Annotated in this window: 15 protein-coding genes; 4 read left to right on the top strand and 11 right to left on the bottom strand. The window is 74.1% G+C overall.

What is annotated here, in order from left to right; all coding sequences use genetic code 11:
* Positions 1–139: 139 nt before the first annotated feature.
* The 3 genes from ACTWP5_RS04680 to ACTWP5_RS04690 are packed head-to-tail and all read left to right on the top strand — an operon-like array spanning position 140 to position 4,784.
* Complete coding sequence (locus ACTWP5_RS04680; RefSeq protein WP_443219428.1) at positions 140–1,708, top strand: BTAD domain-containing putative transcriptional regulator; 1,569 nt, start codon at positions 140–142, stop codon at positions 1,706–1,708.
* Positions 1,709–1,760: 52 nt separating this feature from the next.
* A complete protein-coding gene (locus tag ACTWP5_RS04685) occupies positions 1,761–3,257 on the top strand; it encodes a CoA-acylating methylmalonate-semialdehyde dehydrogenase (RefSeq protein ID WP_443219429.1) in 1,497 nt (498 codons plus the stop codon).
* 39 nt (positions 3,258–3,296) lie between these two features.
* Positions 3,297–4,784 carry an aspartate aminotransferase family protein gene (locus tag ACTWP5_RS04690; protein WP_443219430.1) on the top strand — a complete coding sequence of 496 codons (1,488 nt, stop codon included), beginning with the start codon at positions 3,297–3,299 and terminating at the stop codon, positions 4,782–4,784.
* A gap of 130 nt (positions 4,785–4,914) precedes the next feature.
* On the opposite strand, the gene ACTWP5_RS04695 is transcribed toward ACTWP5_RS04690, so the two are convergent.
* The 8 genes from ACTWP5_RS04695 to ACTWP5_RS04730 form a co-directional block, all read right to left on the bottom strand.
* The gene (locus ACTWP5_RS04695; protein WP_443219431.1) at positions 4,915–6,291 is read right to left on the bottom strand and encodes an aminotransferase class I/II-fold pyridoxal phosphate-dependent enzyme; all 1,377 of its coding nucleotides are present in this window, start codon (positions 6,289–6,291) and stop codon (positions 4,915–4,917) included.
* Positions 6,264–7,763 (bottom strand): gamma-aminobutyraldehyde dehydrogenase, encoded by a 1,500-nt coding sequence (locus tag ACTWP5_RS04700; protein ID WP_443219432.1) that lies wholly within the window; start codon positions 7,761–7,763, stop codon positions 6,264–6,266. The genes ACTWP5_RS04695 and ACTWP5_RS04700 overlap by 28 nt, the downstream gene beginning before the upstream one ends.
* A 124-nt stretch (positions 7,764–7,887) precedes the next feature.
* The gene (locus ACTWP5_RS04705; protein WP_443219433.1) at positions 7,888–9,327 is read right to left on the bottom strand and encodes an NAD(P)/FAD-dependent oxidoreductase; all 1,440 of its coding nucleotides are present in this window, start codon (positions 9,325–9,327) and stop codon (positions 7,888–7,890) included.
* Positions 9,324–11,000 (bottom strand): amidohydrolase, encoded by a 1,677-nt coding sequence (locus ACTWP5_RS04710; RefSeq protein ID WP_443219434.1) that lies wholly within the window; start codon positions 10,998–11,000, stop codon positions 9,324–9,326. Before ACTWP5_RS04710 ends, ACTWP5_RS04705 begins: the two co-directional genes overlap by 4 nt.
* Positions 10,997–12,160: an ABC transporter ATP-binding protein gene (locus ACTWP5_RS04715; RefSeq protein ID WP_443219435.1), complete on the bottom strand. Its 1,164-nt coding sequence runs from the start codon at positions 12,158–12,160 to the stop codon at positions 10,997–10,999. Before ACTWP5_RS04715 ends, ACTWP5_RS04710 begins: the two co-directional genes overlap by 4 nt.
* Positions 12,157–13,011, bottom strand: coding sequence for an ABC transporter permease (locus tag ACTWP5_RS04720; protein WP_443219436.1), 855 nt, complete (start codon positions 13,009–13,011; stop codon positions 12,157–12,159). Before ACTWP5_RS04720 ends, ACTWP5_RS04715 begins: the two co-directional genes overlap by 4 nt.
* Positions 13,008–13,919 carry an ABC transporter permease gene (locus ACTWP5_RS04725; protein ID WP_443219437.1) on the bottom strand — a complete coding sequence of 304 codons (912 nt, stop codon included), beginning with the start codon at positions 13,917–13,919 and terminating at the stop codon, positions 13,008–13,010. Before ACTWP5_RS04725 ends, ACTWP5_RS04720 begins: the two co-directional genes overlap by 4 nt.
* Before the next feature lie 6 nt (positions 13,920–13,925).
* On the bottom strand, positions 13,926–15,032 hold the full coding sequence (locus ACTWP5_RS04730) for an extracellular solute-binding protein (protein ID WP_443219438.1): 1,107 nt from the start codon (positions 15,030–15,032) through the stop codon (positions 13,926–13,928).
* Positions 15,033–15,223: 191 nt separating this feature from the next.
* On the opposite strand from ACTWP5_RS04730, the gene ACTWP5_RS04735 reads away from it, so the two are divergent.
* Positions 15,224–15,769, top strand: a complete 546-nt coding sequence (locus ACTWP5_RS04735) for an Lrp/AsnC family transcriptional regulator (protein WP_443219439.1) — start codon at positions 15,224–15,226, stop codon at positions 15,767–15,769.
* 177 nt (positions 15,770–15,946) lie between these two features.
* Here ACTWP5_RS04735 and ACTWP5_RS04740 read toward each other — a convergent pair whose 3' ends face one another.
* The 3 genes from ACTWP5_RS04740 to ACTWP5_RS04750 are packed head-to-tail and all read right to left on the bottom strand — an operon-like array spanning position 15,947 to position 18,054.
* Entirely contained in the window at positions 15,947–16,747 is an 801-nt protein-coding gene (locus tag ACTWP5_RS04740) for a polysaccharide deacetylase family protein (protein ID WP_443219440.1), read from the bottom strand.
* Positions 16,744–17,223, bottom strand: coding sequence for a VOC family protein (locus tag ACTWP5_RS04745; RefSeq protein WP_443219441.1), 480 nt, complete (start codon positions 17,221–17,223; stop codon positions 16,744–16,746). The genes ACTWP5_RS04740 and ACTWP5_RS04745 overlap by 4 nt, the downstream gene beginning before the upstream one ends.
* Before the next feature lie 12 nt (positions 17,224–17,235).
* Positions 17,236–18,054, bottom strand: a complete 819-nt coding sequence (locus tag ACTWP5_RS04750; RefSeq protein ID WP_443219442.1) for an SDR family NAD(P)-dependent oxidoreductase — start codon at positions 18,052–18,054, stop codon at positions 17,236–17,238.
* Positions 18,055–18,102 lie beyond the last annotated feature (48 nt).

Raw genomic sequence — 18,102 nt, forward strand, 5'->3', positions numbered from 1 at the left:
CCACCCCCTCTCGTCCCGGCCGGTCCCGCGACGGCGGGGCCGGCCGGGGCCCCGCGCCGGGCCCCGTTCCACCCCGGTCCGAGAGGGCTCCGACCAGCGTCCGAGCACGGTCCGAGCACGGGGCGCCAGCCTGGCTGCCATGCAGTCTGGCGCCCTGTCCGGCACGCGGCCCTGGTTCTCCCCCGACACAGCCACCGGCACACCCACCGGCACACGCAGCGACACAACCACCGGCACACCCACCGACGCGCCGACGGGTGTGCCCGCCGGCACGCCCGCCAGCGCCACCGCCGGCACGCAGTTCCGGCTGCTCGGTCCGCTGGAGGTCACCGTCGCCGGCCGCCCCGTCCCCCTCGGCGGCACCAAGCAACGAGCCGCCCTCGGCCTGCTCCTGCTGGAGGCGAACCGGGTCGTCCCCACCCGCCGGCTGCTGGCGGCGCTCTGGCCGGCGGAGACCGCGCCGCCGACCGCCCGCAAGGTGCTCCAGAACGCCGTCGTGGGCCTGCGCGCCGCCCTCTCCGACGCCCCCGGCGTCTCCCTCCTCACCCGCCCGCCCGGGTACACGCTGCGCGTCGCGCCGCAGGACGTCGACCTCCACCGCTTCCACCACCTGGCCGACGCCGGCCGCGAGGCCCTCGCCGCGGGCGACCCGGCCGGGGCCGCCACCGCCCTCCGCGAGGCGCTGGCGCTGTGGCGCGGCACCGCGCTCGCCGACCTCGTCGAGGCCGGCATCGACTGGCCGTCGCTGACCGCCCTCGACAACGCCCGCTCCGCCGCCGTCGAGGACTACGTCGAGGCGGAGCTGAGCCGCGGGCAGCCGGCCAGGGTCGTGGACCTGCTCCAGCCGGCCGTCGAGGACGACCCGCTGCGCGAACGCACCTGCGGCCAGCTGATGCTGGCGCTCTACCGCTGCGGTCGCCAGGCCGACGCCCTCGCCGTCTACGCCCGCACCCGCGCGGCCCTCACCGACGCCCTCGGCCTCGAACCCGGCAACGCCCTGCGCTCCCTCCACCAGGCGATCCTCCGCCACGACCCGGCCCTCACGCCCGCGCCGGGCCCCGACACGGCGCGCCGCCGGCAGCTGAGCGTCGTCCTCGTCCGCACCGCCCCGGGCGAGGCACACCAGGGGGCCGCGCCCGCCCAGCTCGACGCCCACCTCCAGGAGACGAGGGAACAGCTCGGCGCCGTCGTCGCCCGCTTCGGCGGGACGCTGCTGACCACCATCGGCTCCGTCGGCCTCGCGCTGTTCGCCACCGGCTCGCCCGAGGCCGACGCCCGCGACGCCGTCCACACGGCGCTGGCGCTGCGCCGCACCCTCACCGGCGGCACGCGGGCCCGCCTGCGCCAGGTCGTGGTGGCCACGGGCGAGGCGCTGCTCCTGGCCGACCCCCCGGCCGTGACCGGCGCGCTGCTCGACACCGCCCACGCCCTCCTCGCCGACGCGCCGCCCGGCGACGTCCGCGCCTGCGACGCCACCCGCCACCACACGGCCGGCGCCGTCGCCTACGAGCCGGCCTCCCCGTCCCCGCCCGCCTGGCGCGTGGTCGACGAGGGCGACGCGGCGACGGGCGACGCGGCGACGTGGGACGCCGCGACGGGGGACGGACCGGGCGTCGGCCGGGCCGTCAGGAGCCGCCCCCAGAACGGCGGCCGGCGGGCGGCCCGCCCCCACCCCCGGATCGAGCCGCGCCCCGCCGTCGTTATGTGACAGGACATTCCGCCGTTGTGGCGGGGGGAATCCGCAGGTCAGGATCGATGCCATGACGAAGCGGACCACGCACTGGACGTCCGGACGCCCCACCCCGGGGACCGGCGCGCGCACCTCCCCCGTGTACAACCCCGCCACGGGCGAGCTGATCGCGGAGACCGAACTCGCCGGCCCCGCCGAGGTCGACGCCGCCGTCGCCGACGCCGTCCGCGCGGCGCGCCGCTGGCGCGAGAGCTCGCTCTCCCGGCGCGCCGCCGTCCTCTTCCGCTTCCGCGAGCTGCTCAGCGCCCACACCGAGGACCTCGCCGAGGTCATCACCGCCGAGCACGGCAAGGTGCTGGACGACGCCGTCGGCGAGGTCCGCAGGGGCCTGGAGAACATCGAGTTCGCCACGGGCGTGCCGCACCTGCTGAAGGGCTCGTACTCGGCGCAGGCGTCCACCGGCGTGGACGTCCACAGCCTCCGCCAGCCGCTGGGGGTCGTCGCCGGCATCACCCCGTTCAACTTCCCCGCCATGGTCCCGCTGTGGATGTGCGGCAACGCCATCGCCTGCGGGAACGCGTTCGTCCTCAAGCCGAGCGAGAAGGTGCCCTCGGCCGCGCTGCTCCTGGCGGAGCTGTGGCAGGAGGCCGGCCTGCCCGACGGCGTGTTCAACGTCGTCCAGGGCGACCGCGTCGCCGTGGACGCGCTGCTGGCCCACCCGGACGTGGCGGCGGTCAGCTTCGTCGGCTCCACCCCCGTCGCCCGCCACGTCTACGAGACCGGCACGGCGCGCGGCAAGCGGGTGCAGGCCCTGGGCGGCGCGAAGAACCACGCCGTGGTGCTGCCCGACGCCGACCTGGACCTGGCCGCCGACGCCGTGGTCTCCGCCGCCTACGGCGCGGCCGGCGAGCGCTGCATGGCGCTGTCCGTCACGGTCGCCGTCGGCTCCGTCGCCGACGACCTCGTCGCGGCCATCGCCGCGCGGCTGCCGGGCCTGTCGGTGGGCGACGGCGCCAAGCCCGGCACGGACATGGGCCCGTTGATCAGCCGCGAGCACCGCGACCGCGTCGCCGGCTACGTCGCGGCGGGGGCCGCGCAGGGCGCCACCGTCGTCGTCGACGGCCGGGAGGCGGAGGTGCCGGGCGACGGCTTCTTCCTCGGCACGACGCTGCTCGACCACGTCACGCCCGAGATGACGGTCTACACCGACGAGATCTTCGGCCCCGTGCTCTCCGTGGTGCGCGTGGACACCTTCGACGAGGCGCTGGCCCTGATCAACGCCAACCGCTACGCCAACGGCACGGCGATCTTCACCAGGGACGGCGGCGCCGCGCGGCGCTTCCAGAACGAGGTGGAGGTCGGCATGGTCGGCGTCAACGTGCCGATCCCGGTGCCGGTGGGCTACTACTCCTTCGGCGGCTGGAAGGCGTCGCTCTTCGGCGACACGCACATGTACGGGCCGGAGGGCATCTCGTTCTACACCCGAGGGAAGGTCGTCACCTCCCGCTGGCCCGACCCGGCCGCGTCCCCGTCCGGTATCGACCTGGGCTTCCCGCAGACCCGCTGAGACCGGCCAGACACCCGAGGCGAGTCGAAGGAGGCTCCCGTGACCGACACGACCAGCACGACCGAGACGGCCAACGTGGCCGACGCGGCCAGCGCAGCCGACGCGGCCAGCGCGCACGACGCACCCGACGCGGCCAGCGCAGCCGACGCGGCCAGCGCGCACGACGCACCCGACGCGGCCGGGCCCGCCGCCACCGCCGAGCGGGTCAGGCGGGACGACCGCGCCCATGTCTTCCACTCCTGGTCCGCCCAGGGCCACATCGACCCGCTGCCCGTGGCCGGCGCCTCCGGCTCCCACTTCTGGGACCACGACGGCCGGCGGTACCTCGACTTCACCTCCCAGCTCGTCAACGTCAACATCGGCTACCAGCACCCCCGGCTCGTCGCCGCGATCCAGCGGCAGGCCGCCCGCCTGGCCACCCTGGCGCCCGGCTTCGCCCACGACGTGCGCGGCGAGGCGGCACGGCTGATCGCCGAGCTCGCCCCCGGCGACCTCAACCGCGTGTTCTTCACCAACGGCGGCGCCGAGGCGAACGAGAACGCCGTCCGCATGGCCCGCCTCCACACCGGCCGCCACAAGGTGCTCGCCGCCTACCGCAGCTACCACGGCGCCACCTCGGGCGCCATCGCGCTCACCGGCGACCCGCGCCGCTGGCCCTCCGAGCCCGGCTCCCCGGGCGTCGTCCACTACTGGGGCCCCTACCTGTACCGTTCGGCGTTCCACGCCACCACCGAGGCCGAGGAGTCCGAGCGGGCGCTGGCCCACCTGCGGCAGACGATCGAGGTGGAGGGCCCGCACACGGTGGCCGCCGTCGTGCTGGAGACCGTGGTGGGCACCAACGGCGTCCTGGTGCCGCCCGCCGGGTACCTGGCGGGGGTGCGGGCGCTGTGCGACGAGTTCGGCATCGTGCTCGTCGCCGACGAGGTGATGGCGGGCTTCGGCCGCTGCGGCGAGTGGTTCGCGGTGGACCGCTGGTCCGTCACGCCGGACCTCATCACCTTCGCCAAGGGCGTCAACTCCGGCTACGTGCCGCTGGGCGGCGTGATCATCTCCGACGCGATCGCCGAGACGTTCCGCGACCGCCCCTACCCCGGCGGCCTGACGTACTCCGGCCACCCGCTGGCCTGCGCCTCCGCTGTGGAGTCCATCCGGATCTTCCGGGAGGAGGGGATCGTGGAGCACGCGCGCCGGCTCGGCGAGGAGGTGATCGGCCCCCTGCTGCGGGAGCTGGCGGAACGGCACCCGTCCGTCGGCGAGGTGCGGGGGCTCGGCGTCTTCTGGGCGGTGGAGCTGGTGCGGGACCGCGAGACGCGGGAGCCGCTGGTGCCGTTCAACGCCTCGGGCGCGGCGGCGGCCCCGATGGCGGAGTTCGCCGCCGCGTGCCGGGCGCGCGGCCTGTGGCCGTTCACCCACTTCAACCGCACCCACGTGGTGCCGCCGTGCACCACCACCGCCGAGGAGGTCGCCGAGGGCGTCGCGATCCTCGACGAGGCCCTCGCGGTCGCCGACCGCCACGCCGCCGGGTGACCATCCGACGCCGCCGGCTCCCAGACCGCCCTCCTGGCCGGAGACCCGACCGCCGCCCCGGTCGCCGCCCCGGCCAGGGGGGCGCCCCACGCGGGGCCACCGGGCCACCGGGCCACCGGGCGGCGGGGCCTCAGGCGGCCCGCGCCGCGACGGCGAGTTCGCTGGCGAGCTCGGCGAGCCGGCTGTCGACGAGGCCGGAGGTGATCCGCAGGTGCGCGGCCGGCTCGGGCAGCAGCTCGAACGGGGAGCCCGGCGCCGCGCCGATGCCACGCCCGGCGAGGTGGCCGACGGCGGCGGCCTCGTCCCTGACCGGCAGCCACAGGTTGAGCCCGTCCCCCGGCGCGACGGTGACGCCGTGTTCGGCCAGCGCCTCGGCCAGGCCGTGCCGCCGCCGCGCGTAGGCCGCGCGGGCCGCCGCCACCTGCGCGAGCGCGGTGGCGTCGGTGAGCAGCGTCAGCAGGATGCGTTGCAGGACGCGGCTGGTCCAGCCCTGGCCGAGCTGCCGCCGCGCCAGCAGCTCGCGCATCACGGCGGCGGGCGCGCTGAGGGCGCCCAACCGCAGGTCGGGCCCGTGGGACTTGGAGAAGCTGCGGATGTGGACCGTGCGGGCGGGCAGCCAGCGGCCGAGGCTGGTCGGCGGCGTGGTGGCGATGGCCCCGGCCGAGTCGTCCTCGACGACCAGGGCGTCGGGCGCGGCGCCCTGGTCGTCGAGGACGGCGGCCAGCTCGCGGGCCCGCTCGTCGGTGAGCGAGGCGCCCGTCGGGTTCTGCGCCCTCGGCTGGAGGAAGACGGCGGCGGTCGGCCGCCGCAGCGCGCCGGCCAACGGCCCCGGCAGCAGCCCCTGCTCGTCGACCGGCACGCCGACGACGCGGACGCCGCCGGCCTCCAGCAGGTCCGCCAGGGCGGGGAAGCAGGGGTGCTCGACGACGACGCGGTCGCCGAAGCGCAGCAGCGCGCGGACCGTCAGGTCGAGCGCGTCCATCGCGCCGTCCACCACGGTCAACGCCTCGGCGTCGTAGGGCCAGTCGGCGCGGAGCAGGGCGAGCAGCCGGGGCTCGACGGCCTCGTCGAGGTAGCTGCGGGGCACCGGGTCGGCGCCGAGGCTGCCGAAGGCGCGCGTCAGGTCGGGCAGCAGCGCCGGGTCCGGCACCCCGGTGGACAGGTCCAGGTCGAACGCGTCGGGGCGGCCCACCGCCCTGCGGTACCGCACCGGCCCGGGGGAGGTGGCGGCGCAGACTCTCGTGCCGCGCCGCCCGTCGGTCCTGATGGTGCCCGAGCGGCCGAGCAGCGACCAGGCCGCGCTGACCGTCGTCGGGGACAGGGCCAGCTGGGTGGCCACCTGCCGGATGGGGGGCAGCTTGGTGCCCGGCGCGAGCAGGCCGTCGCGCAGGGCGTGGTCGACGGCGTGGGCCAGGCCCCGGGCGGTGGCGGAGTCGAGGCGTTCCTCGATGGCGGAGAGGATCTCCCGGCCGGCGGGGTTCAGAGGCGGAAGACGGTGCGGTGCCACGGCTTGGCCGCCTCGGCGGTGAGGTCGTGCATGACGTGCTTGACGTTGGTGTACTCCTCGAAGGAGTAGGTCGACATGTCCTTGCCGAAGCCGGAGCCCTTGTACCCGCCGTGCGGCATCTCGCTGATGATCGGGATGTGGTCGTTGACCCACACGCAGCCGGCCTGGATCTCCCGGGTGGCGCGCAGCGCGCGGTAGACGTCGCGGGTCCACACGGAGGCCGCCAGGCCGTAGGGGGTGTCGTTGGCGAGGGCGACGGCCTCGTCGTCGGTGTCGAACGGCAGCACCGCGAGCACCGGGCCGAACACCTCCTCGCGGACGATCTCGCTGGCGGCCGGGGCGTCGACCACGAGCGTCGGCTCGTAGTAGGAGCCCGTGGCGAGGTCGCCGCCGGGCGCGGCGCCGCCGGTGACCACGCGCGCGTAGGCGCGGGCGCGGTCCACCATGCCGGCGACCTTCCGCCGGTGCCGCCCGGAGATCAACGGGCCGAGGTCCGTGGCCTCCTCGCCGGTGGGCCCGAGGCGGACCGTGGCGTAGAGGTCGGCCACGCCGGAGACGAACTCGGCGTGGCGGGAGCGGTGGACGATCGCCCGGGTGGCGGCCGTGCAGTCCTGGCCGGTGTTGATGAGGCTCGCGGCGACGGCGCCGTGGATCGCGGCCGTCAGGTCGGCGTCGTCGTGGACGACGAAGGGCGCCTTGCCGCCGAGTTCGAGGTGGACCCGCTTCGGGCCCGACGCGGCGGCGCCGGCCATGACCTGCCGGCCGACGACGGTGGAGCCGGTGAACGACACCATGGCCACGTCGGGGTGGCGCACCAGGTGGACGCCGGCGGTCTGGCCGGTGCCGGTGACGACGTTGACGACGCCGTCGGGCAGGCCGGCCTCGGTGAGGGTGCGGGCCAGGAGGAGGCTGGTCACGGGCGTGTTCTCGGCCGGCTTGAGGACGATGGTGTTGCCCGCGGCGACGGCCGGGAGGATCTTCCACGCGGCCATCTGGAGGGGGTAGTTCCACGGCGCGATCGAGCCGACGACGCCGACCGGCTCGCGGCGGATCATGGAGGTGTGGTCGGCGGAGTACTCGGCGGCGGCGCGCCCTTCGAGGTTGCGGGCGGCGCCGGCGAAGAAGTCGGTGTTGTCGATGGTGCCCGGGACGTCGAACTCCCGGCTGAGCCGGATCGGCTTGCCGGCCTGGAGGGTCTCCGCCCACGCGAACTCCTCGGCCCGCTCCTCCAGCAGCCGGGCGGCGCGCGCGAGGACGGCGGAGCGCTCGCCCGGGGTGGCGCGGGACCACTCGGGAAGGGCGTCGCGGGCCGCCGCGACGGCGCGGTCGACGTCGTCGGTGCCTGCCAGGGCGACGGTGTGCAGCGTCGTGCCGCTGGCGGGGTCGACGACGTCGCCCGTGGTGCCTGACGTGCCGTCGCGGAAGGCTCCGTTGATGTACTGGAAGCTGCTCACGCTGCTCACGCTGCTCATGTCTCAACCGATCGTCGGTGGGCGGTCTCGTGCGTCGGGGGCCGGAGGGTCGGGGGCCGGAGGGTCGAGGGCCGGAGGGTCAGGGGCCGGAGGGTCGAGGGCCGGAGGGTCAGGGGCCGGAGGGTCAGGAGTCGAAGCCCATGCCGAGCCGGTCGAGCGTGCGCAGCCACAGGTTGCGCCGCCCGCCGTTCGCGTCGGCGCGGGCGATGGCCCACCGGGTCAGCTGGATGCCGGCGTAGCGCAGCGGCTCCGGCGGGAACGGCAGCGGCTTCCTGCGCACCATCTCCAGCTCGGTCAGCTCCGTGCGCCGCCCCGCGAGCAGGTCCAGCATCACGCGGGCCCCGAACCGGGTGGCGCCGACGCCGAGGCCCGTGTACCCGACGGCGTAGGCGAGCTTGCCGCGGCAGGCGGTGCCGTACATCGCGGTGAACCGGCTGACGGTGTCGACCACGCCACCCCAGGCGTGGGTGAACCGCACCTCGCCCGCCAGCTGCGGGAAGGTCTCGAAGAACTGCTCGGCGAGCAGCCCGAAGGTCTTCGGCCGCTGGTCGAGCCGGTCCTCGATCCGGTTGCGGAAGTGGTAGACGGCGTCGTAGCCGCCCCACAGCACGCGGTTGTCGGCGGTCAGGCGGTAGTAGTGGAACTGGTTGGCGGCGTCCGCCATGGCCTGCCGGCCCGACCAGCCGATCCGCGCGAGCTGCTCGTCCGTCAGCGGCTCGGTGACCAGCGCGTAGTCGTAGACCGGCACGACGTAGTGGCGCAGCCGGCGCAGCGGGCCGGGGAACGCGCCGGTGCCCCAGGCGGCGCGCCGGGCACGCACCACGCCGCCCGGCGTCGTCAGCCGCAGGGTGGCGCCCTCGTCCCTGACGCGGACCACGGGCGAGTCCTCGTGGACGCGCACGCCGAGCCGTTCGCAGGCCACCCGCAGGCCCCGGGCGAGCTTCGCGGGGTGGACCAGGGAGAAGTCGTCGGGGCTCCAGAACGCGCCGCGGTAGGTGGGGGAGTCGACCAGGGCCCGCACCGCGCGGGCGTCGAGCAGCTCGCGGCGGATGCCGACGGAGGCGGCGGCGGCCACGGAGGCGCGCAGTTCCTCCAGCTGCCAGTCCTCGGTGGCGACGCGCAGTTCGCCGCTGCGCTCGAAGTCGCAGTCGATGCCGTGCCGGGCCAGGGTCTCCTCGATCGCGTCGAGGTTCTCCATGCCGAGCTTCTCCAGCCGAGCGATCTGGCTTGGCCACCGCTCCATGCCGTTGGCCAGGCCGTGGGTGAGGCTGGAGACGCAGAAGCCGCCGTTGCGGCCCGACGCGGCGCCGCCGACGGTGCGGGCCTCCAGCAGCACCACGTCGAGGGCGGGGTCGCGTTCCTTCGCGAGGAGCGCGGTCCACAGCCCGCTGTAGCCGCCGCCGACGACGACGAGGTCGGCCGTCGTCCCGCCGCGCAGCGCGGCGGCGCGCGCGGGCGCGGGGCCGTTGCCCGGGACGGTGTCGTCCAGCCAGTACGGCGTCGGGCTGACCCCGGCGAGCGCCTCCCGAGCCCAGCCGTCGACGCGTGCCTCACCACGGCTCATGCCGCGAACACCACCCGGCCGGCGACGCGCGTCTCCAACACCCGGGCCTCCCAGACCCGTTCGGGCGCCGCGAAGAGGTCGCGGTCGAGCGTCACCAGGTCGGCGCGCTTGCCGACCTCGACGGAGCCGTGGGTGTGGTCGGTGCGGTTGAGGTGGGCACTGCCGGACGTGAACGCTGTCATGGCTTCTTTCAGGGTGATGCGCTCGGTGGGGAGGAAGACCTCGGGCGGGGTGGCCCCGGCCTTCCCCGACGGCACCGGTGTGCGGTTGACCGCGACGTGGATCTGGGCGAGCGGGTCGGGCGTCGACACCGGCCAGTCGCTGCCGAAGCCGAGGACGGCGCCGGTGCGGGCGAAGCCGCCGAACGGGTACTGCCAGGCGGCGCGCTCCTCGCCGAGGAACGGCACGGTCAGCTCCGTCATCTGCGGCTCGTTCCTGGCCCACAGCGGCTGGGCGTTGACGCCGACGCGCAGGGCGCGGAAACGGGCCAGGTCGGCGGGGTGGACGACCTGGACGTGGGCCACGTGGTGGCGCAGCCCGCGTTCGCCGTTGCGGGCGCGGGCGTACGCGACGGCGTCGAGCGCCTGCCGGACGGCGGCGTCGCCGACGGCGTGGAAGTGCGCCTGGAAACCGGCGGCGTCCAGGGCGGCGACGGTCTCGTCGAGCTGCTCCTGCCCGTAGTAGGCGATGCCGTGCTCGTCGGGGCGCGGCCGGCCGACGTAGGGGTCGAGCAGGGCCGCGGTGTGGGTCTCGCAGACGCCGTCGAGCATCAGCTTCACGCTGTCGAACCGCAGCCCGGGGCGGGCGAGGGTGGCGCGCACCTCGCGGAGCCTGTCGAGCTGGTCGAGGCCGCCGTCCGGCTCCCACCACTGGGCGCCGACGACGGTCGCGGTGAGCTCGCCGCGGTCGGCGAACGCGGCGTAGGTCGCGGCGTCGTCGGGCTGGGGCAGCACCTTGGCGTCCTGCCATCCGGTGACGCCGAGGGAGTGCAGGTAGCGCTGGGCCTCCCGCAGTCCCGCGAGGTGGGCATCCTGTCCGAGGGGCGGGATGTGCCGGGCGACCAGCGCCATGGCCCGCTCCTGGAGCGCGCCGCAGGGGGTGCCGTCGGGGTCGCGGTCGACGCGTCCGCCGGGCGGGTCGGGGGTGGTGCGGTCGATGCCGGCGACGGCGAGGGCCGCGGAGTTGACCCAGGCGGTGTGGTGGTCGCGGCTGTAGAGGAGGACGGGGCGGTCGGGGCAGACCTCGTCGAGCGCCCGCGCGTGCGGGATGCCGCCCTCGAAGGCGGCCATGGACCAGCCGCCGCCCAGCAGCCAGGGCGCGTCGGGGACGCGCTCGGCGTAGGCGGCCAGGGCGCGCTGGAACTCCGGCACGGTGGCGTACGGCAGCAGGTCGCACTGGAGGCGTTCCAGGCCGCCCTTGATGGCGTGGACGTGGGCGTCGACGAATCCCGGCACGAGCATCCGGCCGGTCAGGTCGACGACCTCGGTGCGAGGGCCCGCCAACGCCATGGCCTCGGCGTCGGTCCCGACGGCGGTGATGGTGCCGTCGGTGACGGCGACGGCCGAGGCGCGGCTGCCGACGGCGTCGCCGGTCCACACCTCGCCGGAGACGAACACGGTGTCCGCCGGCCCGCCCACGCCGCGCTCCCCGCCCACGCCGCTCTCCCCGCTCACGCCGCCGCCCCGTCCTCGCCGGCCGGCAGCAGCCGCAGGTGGCGCGTGGGCAGGCCGAGGGTGACGGTGTCGCCCACCGCGAGGCCCACGGCCTCCGGCAGCGCGGCCATGCAGCTCACGGGCCGGGCGATGCCGGGGACGGCCACCCGCACGTGGACCACGTCGCCGAGGAAGACGAGGTCGGCCACGGCGCCCTCGACGCTGGGGGTGCCCGCCTCGGGCGCGAGTTCGACCTGCCCGGGGCGGATGACGAGCGCGAGGCCGTCCGCCCCGGCGCCGCCCGCCGTCGCCCCGGCCGCCGTCGCCCCGGCCGCCGTCGCCCCGGCCGGCAGCGGCAGGGTGTGGCGGGCACCGGAGATGGTGAGCTCCGCGTCCTCCACGCCGTGGCGGACGAGCGCCACCGGGTCCCCGGTGACGGGGATGACGTTGGCGCCGGAGAAGAAGCCCGCGACGAAGCCGCTGGGCGGGGCGAGGTAGAGCTCGCGCACCGGTGCGCAGGAGACCAGCCGGGTGTCGTGCATGATCGCGACGCGGTCCGACAGCGTCAGCGCCTCCTCGCGGTCGTGCGTGACGTAGAGGATGGTGGTGGAGAACTCGCGGTGGACGCGGCGGATCTCGCCGAGCAGGCTCTCCTTGAGGGCCTTGTCCAACGCGCCGAGCGGCTCGTCCATCAGCACCAGCCGCGGCTCGTAGGCCAGGGCCCGCGCGATGGCCACCCGCTGCTGCTGCCCGCCGGAGAGCTGGCGGGGCAGCCGGTCGCCGAAGTCGGCCAGCCGCATCCGCTCCAGCATCTCCGTGACGCGCGCGGCGCGCCGCTGGCGGTCCCAGCCGCGCATCCGCAGGCCGTACTCGATGTTGCGGCGGACGGTGAGGTGCGGGAAGAGGGCGTAGTTCTGGAAGACCATGCCCACCTCGCGCTCGGCGGGGCTCAGGCTGGAGACCTCGCGGCCGTGGAGGCGGATCTCGCCCTCGCTCGGCGCCTCGAAGCCGGCGACCAGGCGCAGCAGGGTCGTCTTGCCCGAGCCGGAGGCGCCCAGCACGCTGATCAGCTCGCCGGTGGCCGCCGTCAGGGTGACGTCGCGGACCGCGGTGACGTTGCCGAACCTCTTGCTGAGCCCGACCAGTTCCACCGCCGGGGTCGTCGTGTCGGGTGGGGTCATCGTTTGGCTCCTCTGGCCAGGGCGAGCGGGACGGCGACGAGGGCCGACGAGACGATCACGATCGAGGCGGCGATGGCCGTGATCACCGGGTCGCTGCCGAACTGCACGGAGTCGAAGACCGCCTTCGGGAGCGTGACCAGGCCGGGGCCGCCGAGGAAGTTGATGAGCACGGCCTCCTCGAAGCTGTGCTGGAAGGCCATCACGAAGCCGCCGAGGAGCGCGGGCAGCGCCAGCCGCAGCGTGACGCCGGTCCAGGCCCTCACCCGGCTGGCGCCGAGGGTGATGGCGACGAGTTCGAGCTCGGCGGGGACGCTGCGCAGCGCGGCGCCGCCCACGAGCATCACCAGCGGCACGGAGAGCGCCGCGTGGGCGAGCACCAGGCCGAAGAAGGTGCCGAGGATCGCGTACTGGCTGAAGACCGAGTACATCGCGACCGCGTAGGCGGAGATCGGGATGATGAGACTGACCAGGCTGGCGCCCTCCAGCAGGCCGCCGAAGCGCATCCTGCTGCGGTGGATCGCCAGCAGCGCCAGCACGGAGACCACCACCGCGAGCAGCGCGGAGCACAGGCCGAGCCGGACCGACAGCCACAGCGCCGACAGCCACTTCTCGCTGCCGAACAGCTCGGTGTACCGGTCGGTGCCCCAACTCTCGGGCGGGAACCTCACCATCGCGTCGTTGGCGAAGGACAGCACCACGGTCAGCAGGACGGGCGCCAGGATGAACGCGACCGCGAGGCCCGTCACGGTGACGCCGACGACGCGCAGGACGCGGTCGCCGATCCGGCCGGCCCGCCGCGTGCGCCGCGCGCTCCTCGCGCTCGTGCCGCTCGTCCGGCTCGTCCCGCTCATCGCAGGGCCGCCTTCAGCGCGCGACCGCCGACGGTCGCGAAGACGGCCCCCACGACGGCCACCGCGATCAGCAGCAGCACGGCGGCGCTGGCCGCCGCCCCCGGGTAGTCGTAGAGGTTGAAGATCTGCTGCGAGATCAGCGTCGCCATGAACGGCGTCTGCGCGCCGCCGAGCATGATCGGGGTGACGTAGAAGCCGATGGACAGCACGAACACCAGCGCCATGGAGGTGGCGACGCCGCCGCGCGCCATCGGCAGCACCACGGACGCCATCGCGCGGACGCGGCTGGCGCCGAGGGTCTGGGCGGCGTTGAGGAGTTCCCTGTCGATGTGCATGAAGGCCGAGTAGAGGGAGAGGACGGCGTAGGGCACCAGGGAGTAGGCGATGCCGACGATGACGGCCGTCTGGGTGTAGAGCAGGTTCAGGGGGCCGTCGGTGAGGCCCACGTCCTGGAGGAACGTGTTGAGCGGGCCGTTGGCCGACAGCATCAGGTAGATCGAGTAGTTCTTGACGATGACGCCCATCCAGAACGGCACCAGCGCCGTCGTCCACAGCAGGACGCGCACCCAGCGCCGCTCGGTGACGTGCAGGGTCCACGCGAGGGCGATGCCGAGCGTGGTGGCGACGAGCACCACGAGCACGCTGTTGCCGAGGGTGGTGAGCAGGGCGCGGCGGCTGACCTCACCGCTGAGGACGTCGCCGTAGCGGCTCAGTGGCTCGCCCCCGGAGGAGGCGTCGAGGAAGATCCGCAGCAACGGGTAGCCCACGAAGAGCGCGAGCCCGATGACGAGCGGCGCGGCCAGCAACAGGCCGACGCCGCCGTGCACCCGCTGCTCCCACGCCCGCCGCCGGGGGGCGGCGGGCGTGGTGGGCTTCTGGCCGATCTCGGTGAGGCCGGTGGTGCTCAACCGGAATCAGCCGCCCTGGACGATCTGCTGGATGCCGCTGTCGATCTCTTCCTTGTGCTCCAGGTACCAGGGCACGTCCTGGAGGGCGATCCGCTCGTGGTTGGCCGGCCAGTCCGAGAGGCGGCTGGCCTCCTCCTCGGGCAGCATCCGGAGGGCCTCGGGGTGCGGCACCGAGTAGTTCATCATCTGCGACCACTCGGCCTGGGCCTCGGGGTTGGAGGCGATCCACTCCAGGAAGCGCTCGGCGCCCTCGGTGTTGGGGCCGCCCTCGACGAGCGCGGTGTGGCCGGGGGTGTAGACGCCGGACCAGGAGATCGTGAGGTCCATGCCGTTGTCGGCGAGGTTGAAGGCGCGACCGCTGTACATGATGCCCATGTCGGCCTCGCCCTGCTGCATGGCCTGTTCCATCTGGTCGCCGGAGGTCCACCAGACGCGGACGTCCGGCTTGATCTCACGGAGCTTGTCGAGCGCGGGCTCGATGTCGACGGGCAGGGCCTGGTCGGCGGGGTTGCCGAGGGCCTGGGAGAGGATGGCCATCAGCTGGCTGTAGGAGGAGCCGTCGCCCGGCATCATGCGGCGGCCGGGGAAGTTCTCGGTGTCGAAGAACTCCTCGATGCTGGTGGGGCACTGCTCCACGGCCTCGTTGTTGCAGGCGACGATGTAGGCGTGGTTGGCGAAGGTGAAGCTGTAGTCGGTGAGCTTCTCCTCGCCGAGTTCCTGCTCGAAGACCCCGCGCAGCTCGGCGGAGGGGGTCGCGAGGAGGCCCTGGTCGTAGAGGTACTGCGCGTCGGAGGCGGCGGCGGAGTCGATGATGTCCCACTGCACGTTTCCGGCGTCGTGCTGGGCCTGCACCTGGGCGACGTAGTTCCCCGGGCTGTCGACGACCTGCACCTCGATTCCGGTCTCCGCGGTGAACGGCTCGGCGAGCGCGGTGATCATCGACTCGCTGAAACGACCGCCCCAACTGGCGACGACCACCTTGTCCGAGGATTCCCCGCCGCCGTCGCCACCGCCGTTGTTCTCCCCGGGGGTGGACCCGCACGCCGCTGTCAGTGTGAGGACGCCGACCGCGAGCGTTGCGGTGGCGACTCGTGATGTTGTTCTGGTTCTCACGGCCCATCCTTCCGGTGGAACTGCGGTGCCACTTCGCGAGCGACGGACGTCTTCTGCCGCGCGGTGCGCACCTCGTGGTGCCTACGTGAACATTCAACGAAAAAAGTAAGGCTGTCAAGACAGCTTTACGGATTCGATAGTGAACGCTAGAGTCTGCTTACGAAATTCGTAGCCAACGGGAGGGTGTTGACGTGGAGCTAGACGACATCGACCGCCGGATCATCGCCCAGCTCCAGGGGGACGGGCGTCGGCCGTTCACGCAGATCGCCGCGGATCTCGGGGTGAGCGAGGGAGGCGTTCGCTATCGCGTACAGCGGCTGGTCCGCAACAAGGTCATGCAGGTCGTGGGAATCGCAGATCCCCTGAAGATCGGCTTCGACCTGATGGTGATGGTCGGCATCAGGGTGAAGCCCGGGATGGTCCGCGAAGTCGCCGACCGCGTCAGCAAGTTCCCCGAGGCGAGTTACGTCGCGTCGATCGGCGGCGATCTCGATCTCCTGTTGGAGGTCGTGTGCCGGGACACAGCCCACTTCGCCGATCTGCTGAACAACCGGCTGCACCATATCGAGGGCATCACCTCGACGCAGACCTTCCTGATCCTCGAAATTCACAAGATGGCCTATGGCTGGGGTGTCCCCGACGTTCCCGAGAACTCGAAACGAGAAATTCACATGCCGGTGCCGCGGGAGGGACAGGACCGTGAGGAACGGGAAGCGGAGGAGGAGGACACCGTCTAGCGCATTCCGTCGGACGTTCCGTCGGGCGTTCCGGCGGAACGTCCGACGGGGCATTCCGCGAACCCGCCGGAAACGCACCGGTCGCCGCGCCGCCGCGTTCCCACGCCCCGCGTTCCGGCGTTCCCGCGTTGCCCACCAGCCCACGCGGCTCCCCGGCTCGGCCGGGCCCGGCCCGGCCTACACGACGCCCTCGCGCGCGGCCCACTCCGCGATGTCCCCCGCCGTGGCGGTCCAGACCGCGCCGTTCTCCGCCGTCTCCCTGACGAGGTCCTCGAAGAGCGACAGCCGGCCCGGCCGCCCGATGATCTGCGGATGGAAGGTGTGCACGCACACCCCGCCCAGCCGCGCGATGCCCTCCGCCTCGGCCGTCCAGATCGCCGCCGCCTCCTCGTTGGTGGCGATCGTCCGGCTGAAGGACGTCTGGGCGAACCAGAAGTGCGCCGCGTCGTCCAGCGTCCAGTGCACCGGCAGCTCGACGACCCCGGTCCCCGGGTGGCCGTAGGGGAGGATGTCGGCCATCAGGTTCGAGGAGTACGCCAGGCCGTGGGCGGCCAGCAGGCCGACGGTCCTGGTGCTCACGTCCCAGGACGGCGCCCGGTACCCGCGGACCGTGGCGCCGAGGCGCCGCAGCGCCTCCAGCCCGCGGACCAGCTCCTCTTCCTCCTCCTCCGCCGTCAGCGTGGCCGGCGCGCGGTGGGTGTACCCGTGGTGGGCCACCTCGTGACCACCCGCCAGGATCGCCTCGACCGACTCCGGGTACCGCTCGGCGACACGCCCCGGCACGAAGAACGTCGCCGGCACCGCGTACCGCTTCAGGACGTCCAGCAGCAGCGGGAGGGCGACCCGGGGACCGTAGACGCCCTGCGAGAGCAGCCCCGGGCGGCGGCCCGCGCTCGGGTCCTCCGCCAGCCACACCTCGTCGGCGTCGAGGTCGAGCGTGACGCAGCCCGCCGAGGACGCCCCCTCGGGCCAGATCACCGACCCGCCCCGGGCGCCCCGGCGGCGTCCGGGGCACCCTTGCCCGGCTCGACCTTGTGCGGCTCGACCTTGTGCGGCTCGACCTTGTGCGGCTCGGTGACGCTGAGGACGTTGCCCTCCGGGTCGTAGAAGGCGCGGAAGCGGTACCACGTGCCGCTCGGGTGGTCCCAACGGCGCGCGTCGCCCGCCCAGGACACGTGCGGGTCGAGGCGCGCCACGGCGGCGTCGAGGTCGTCGACGACCAGGCCGAACGCGGACAGGCCCGGCGGGTCGACGGCCGCGACGTGCACGCGGTGGACCGGCTCCGCCGTGGAGGTGGTCTCGAAGACGTAGAGCGTCACGTCGCCGGCCTGGAGCGCCGCCCAGGAGTCGCCCGGCTCGTAGGGGAGGAAGAAGTCGAGGCCGAGCACTCCGTGGTAGAAGTCGACCATCCGCTGGGTGTTCCTACAGAGCAGGTCGATGTTGTCCAGTCGCACCGCTGGCTCCTCTCAGGCGTCGAGCCCGCGGCCGGTGTTGCCGCGCAGCGCTTCGAACTCGTAGATGTTGTTCATCCCGATGGACAGCCCGCCGTCCACCGGGAACGGGTGGCCCGTGGAGAACGAGGAGTCGTCCGAGCAGAGGAAGAGCGCCATCGCGGCGATCTCCTCGGGCGAGCCGAGCCGCCGCAGCGCGTGCATGCTGGTCACGGCCTTGCGTGCCGCCGCCGGGTCCGGGTGGTCGTTGGCCCAGCGGTCGAGCATCGGGGTCTCGATGTACCCGGGGACGATGGCGTTGCACCGGATGTTGTCCGGCCCCACCTCGACGGCGATGGCCCTGGTCAACGCGAGGATCGCGCCCTTGCCCGCCGCCTGCACCGCGATGCCGGGCTCGGGGACGACGCCGAAGGTGCCGGACATGGTGACGATGCTGCCGCCGCCGAGCCGGCGCATGCGGGGGATCGCGGCGCGGGCGCACAGGTAGGTGCCCTTGACGTCCACCGACATGTAGTGGTCCCACTGCTCGGGCGTGGTGGCCATGATGCCGCCCTCGTGGCGCGCGCCGGCCTGCGCGACGACGGCGTGGGGGCCGCCGAGCTCCTCGGCCGCCGCGACGAGCCGTTCCACGTCGTCCGGGTTCGAGACGTCGCAGGCGAGCCCGGTGGCCGCGCCGCCCTCGGCCGCGATGCCCTCGGCGGCCTCCCGCACCTCCGCCTCCAGCAGGTCCCCCATCACCACGTGGGCGCCCTCGGCGGCCAACAGCCGTGCGATGGCAAGGCCGTTGCCCCGAGCGGCGCCGGTGACCACGGCCACCCTGTCGCGCATCCGCATGTGCTGCCCCTCCTCCACAATCCAACGAATACAGCAATGATCACTGTG

The organism is Streptomyces sp. 4N509B, from assembly GCF_052245655.1.
Taxonomy (GTDB): Bacteria; Actinomycetota; Actinomycetes; order Streptomycetales; family Streptomycetaceae; genus Streptomyces.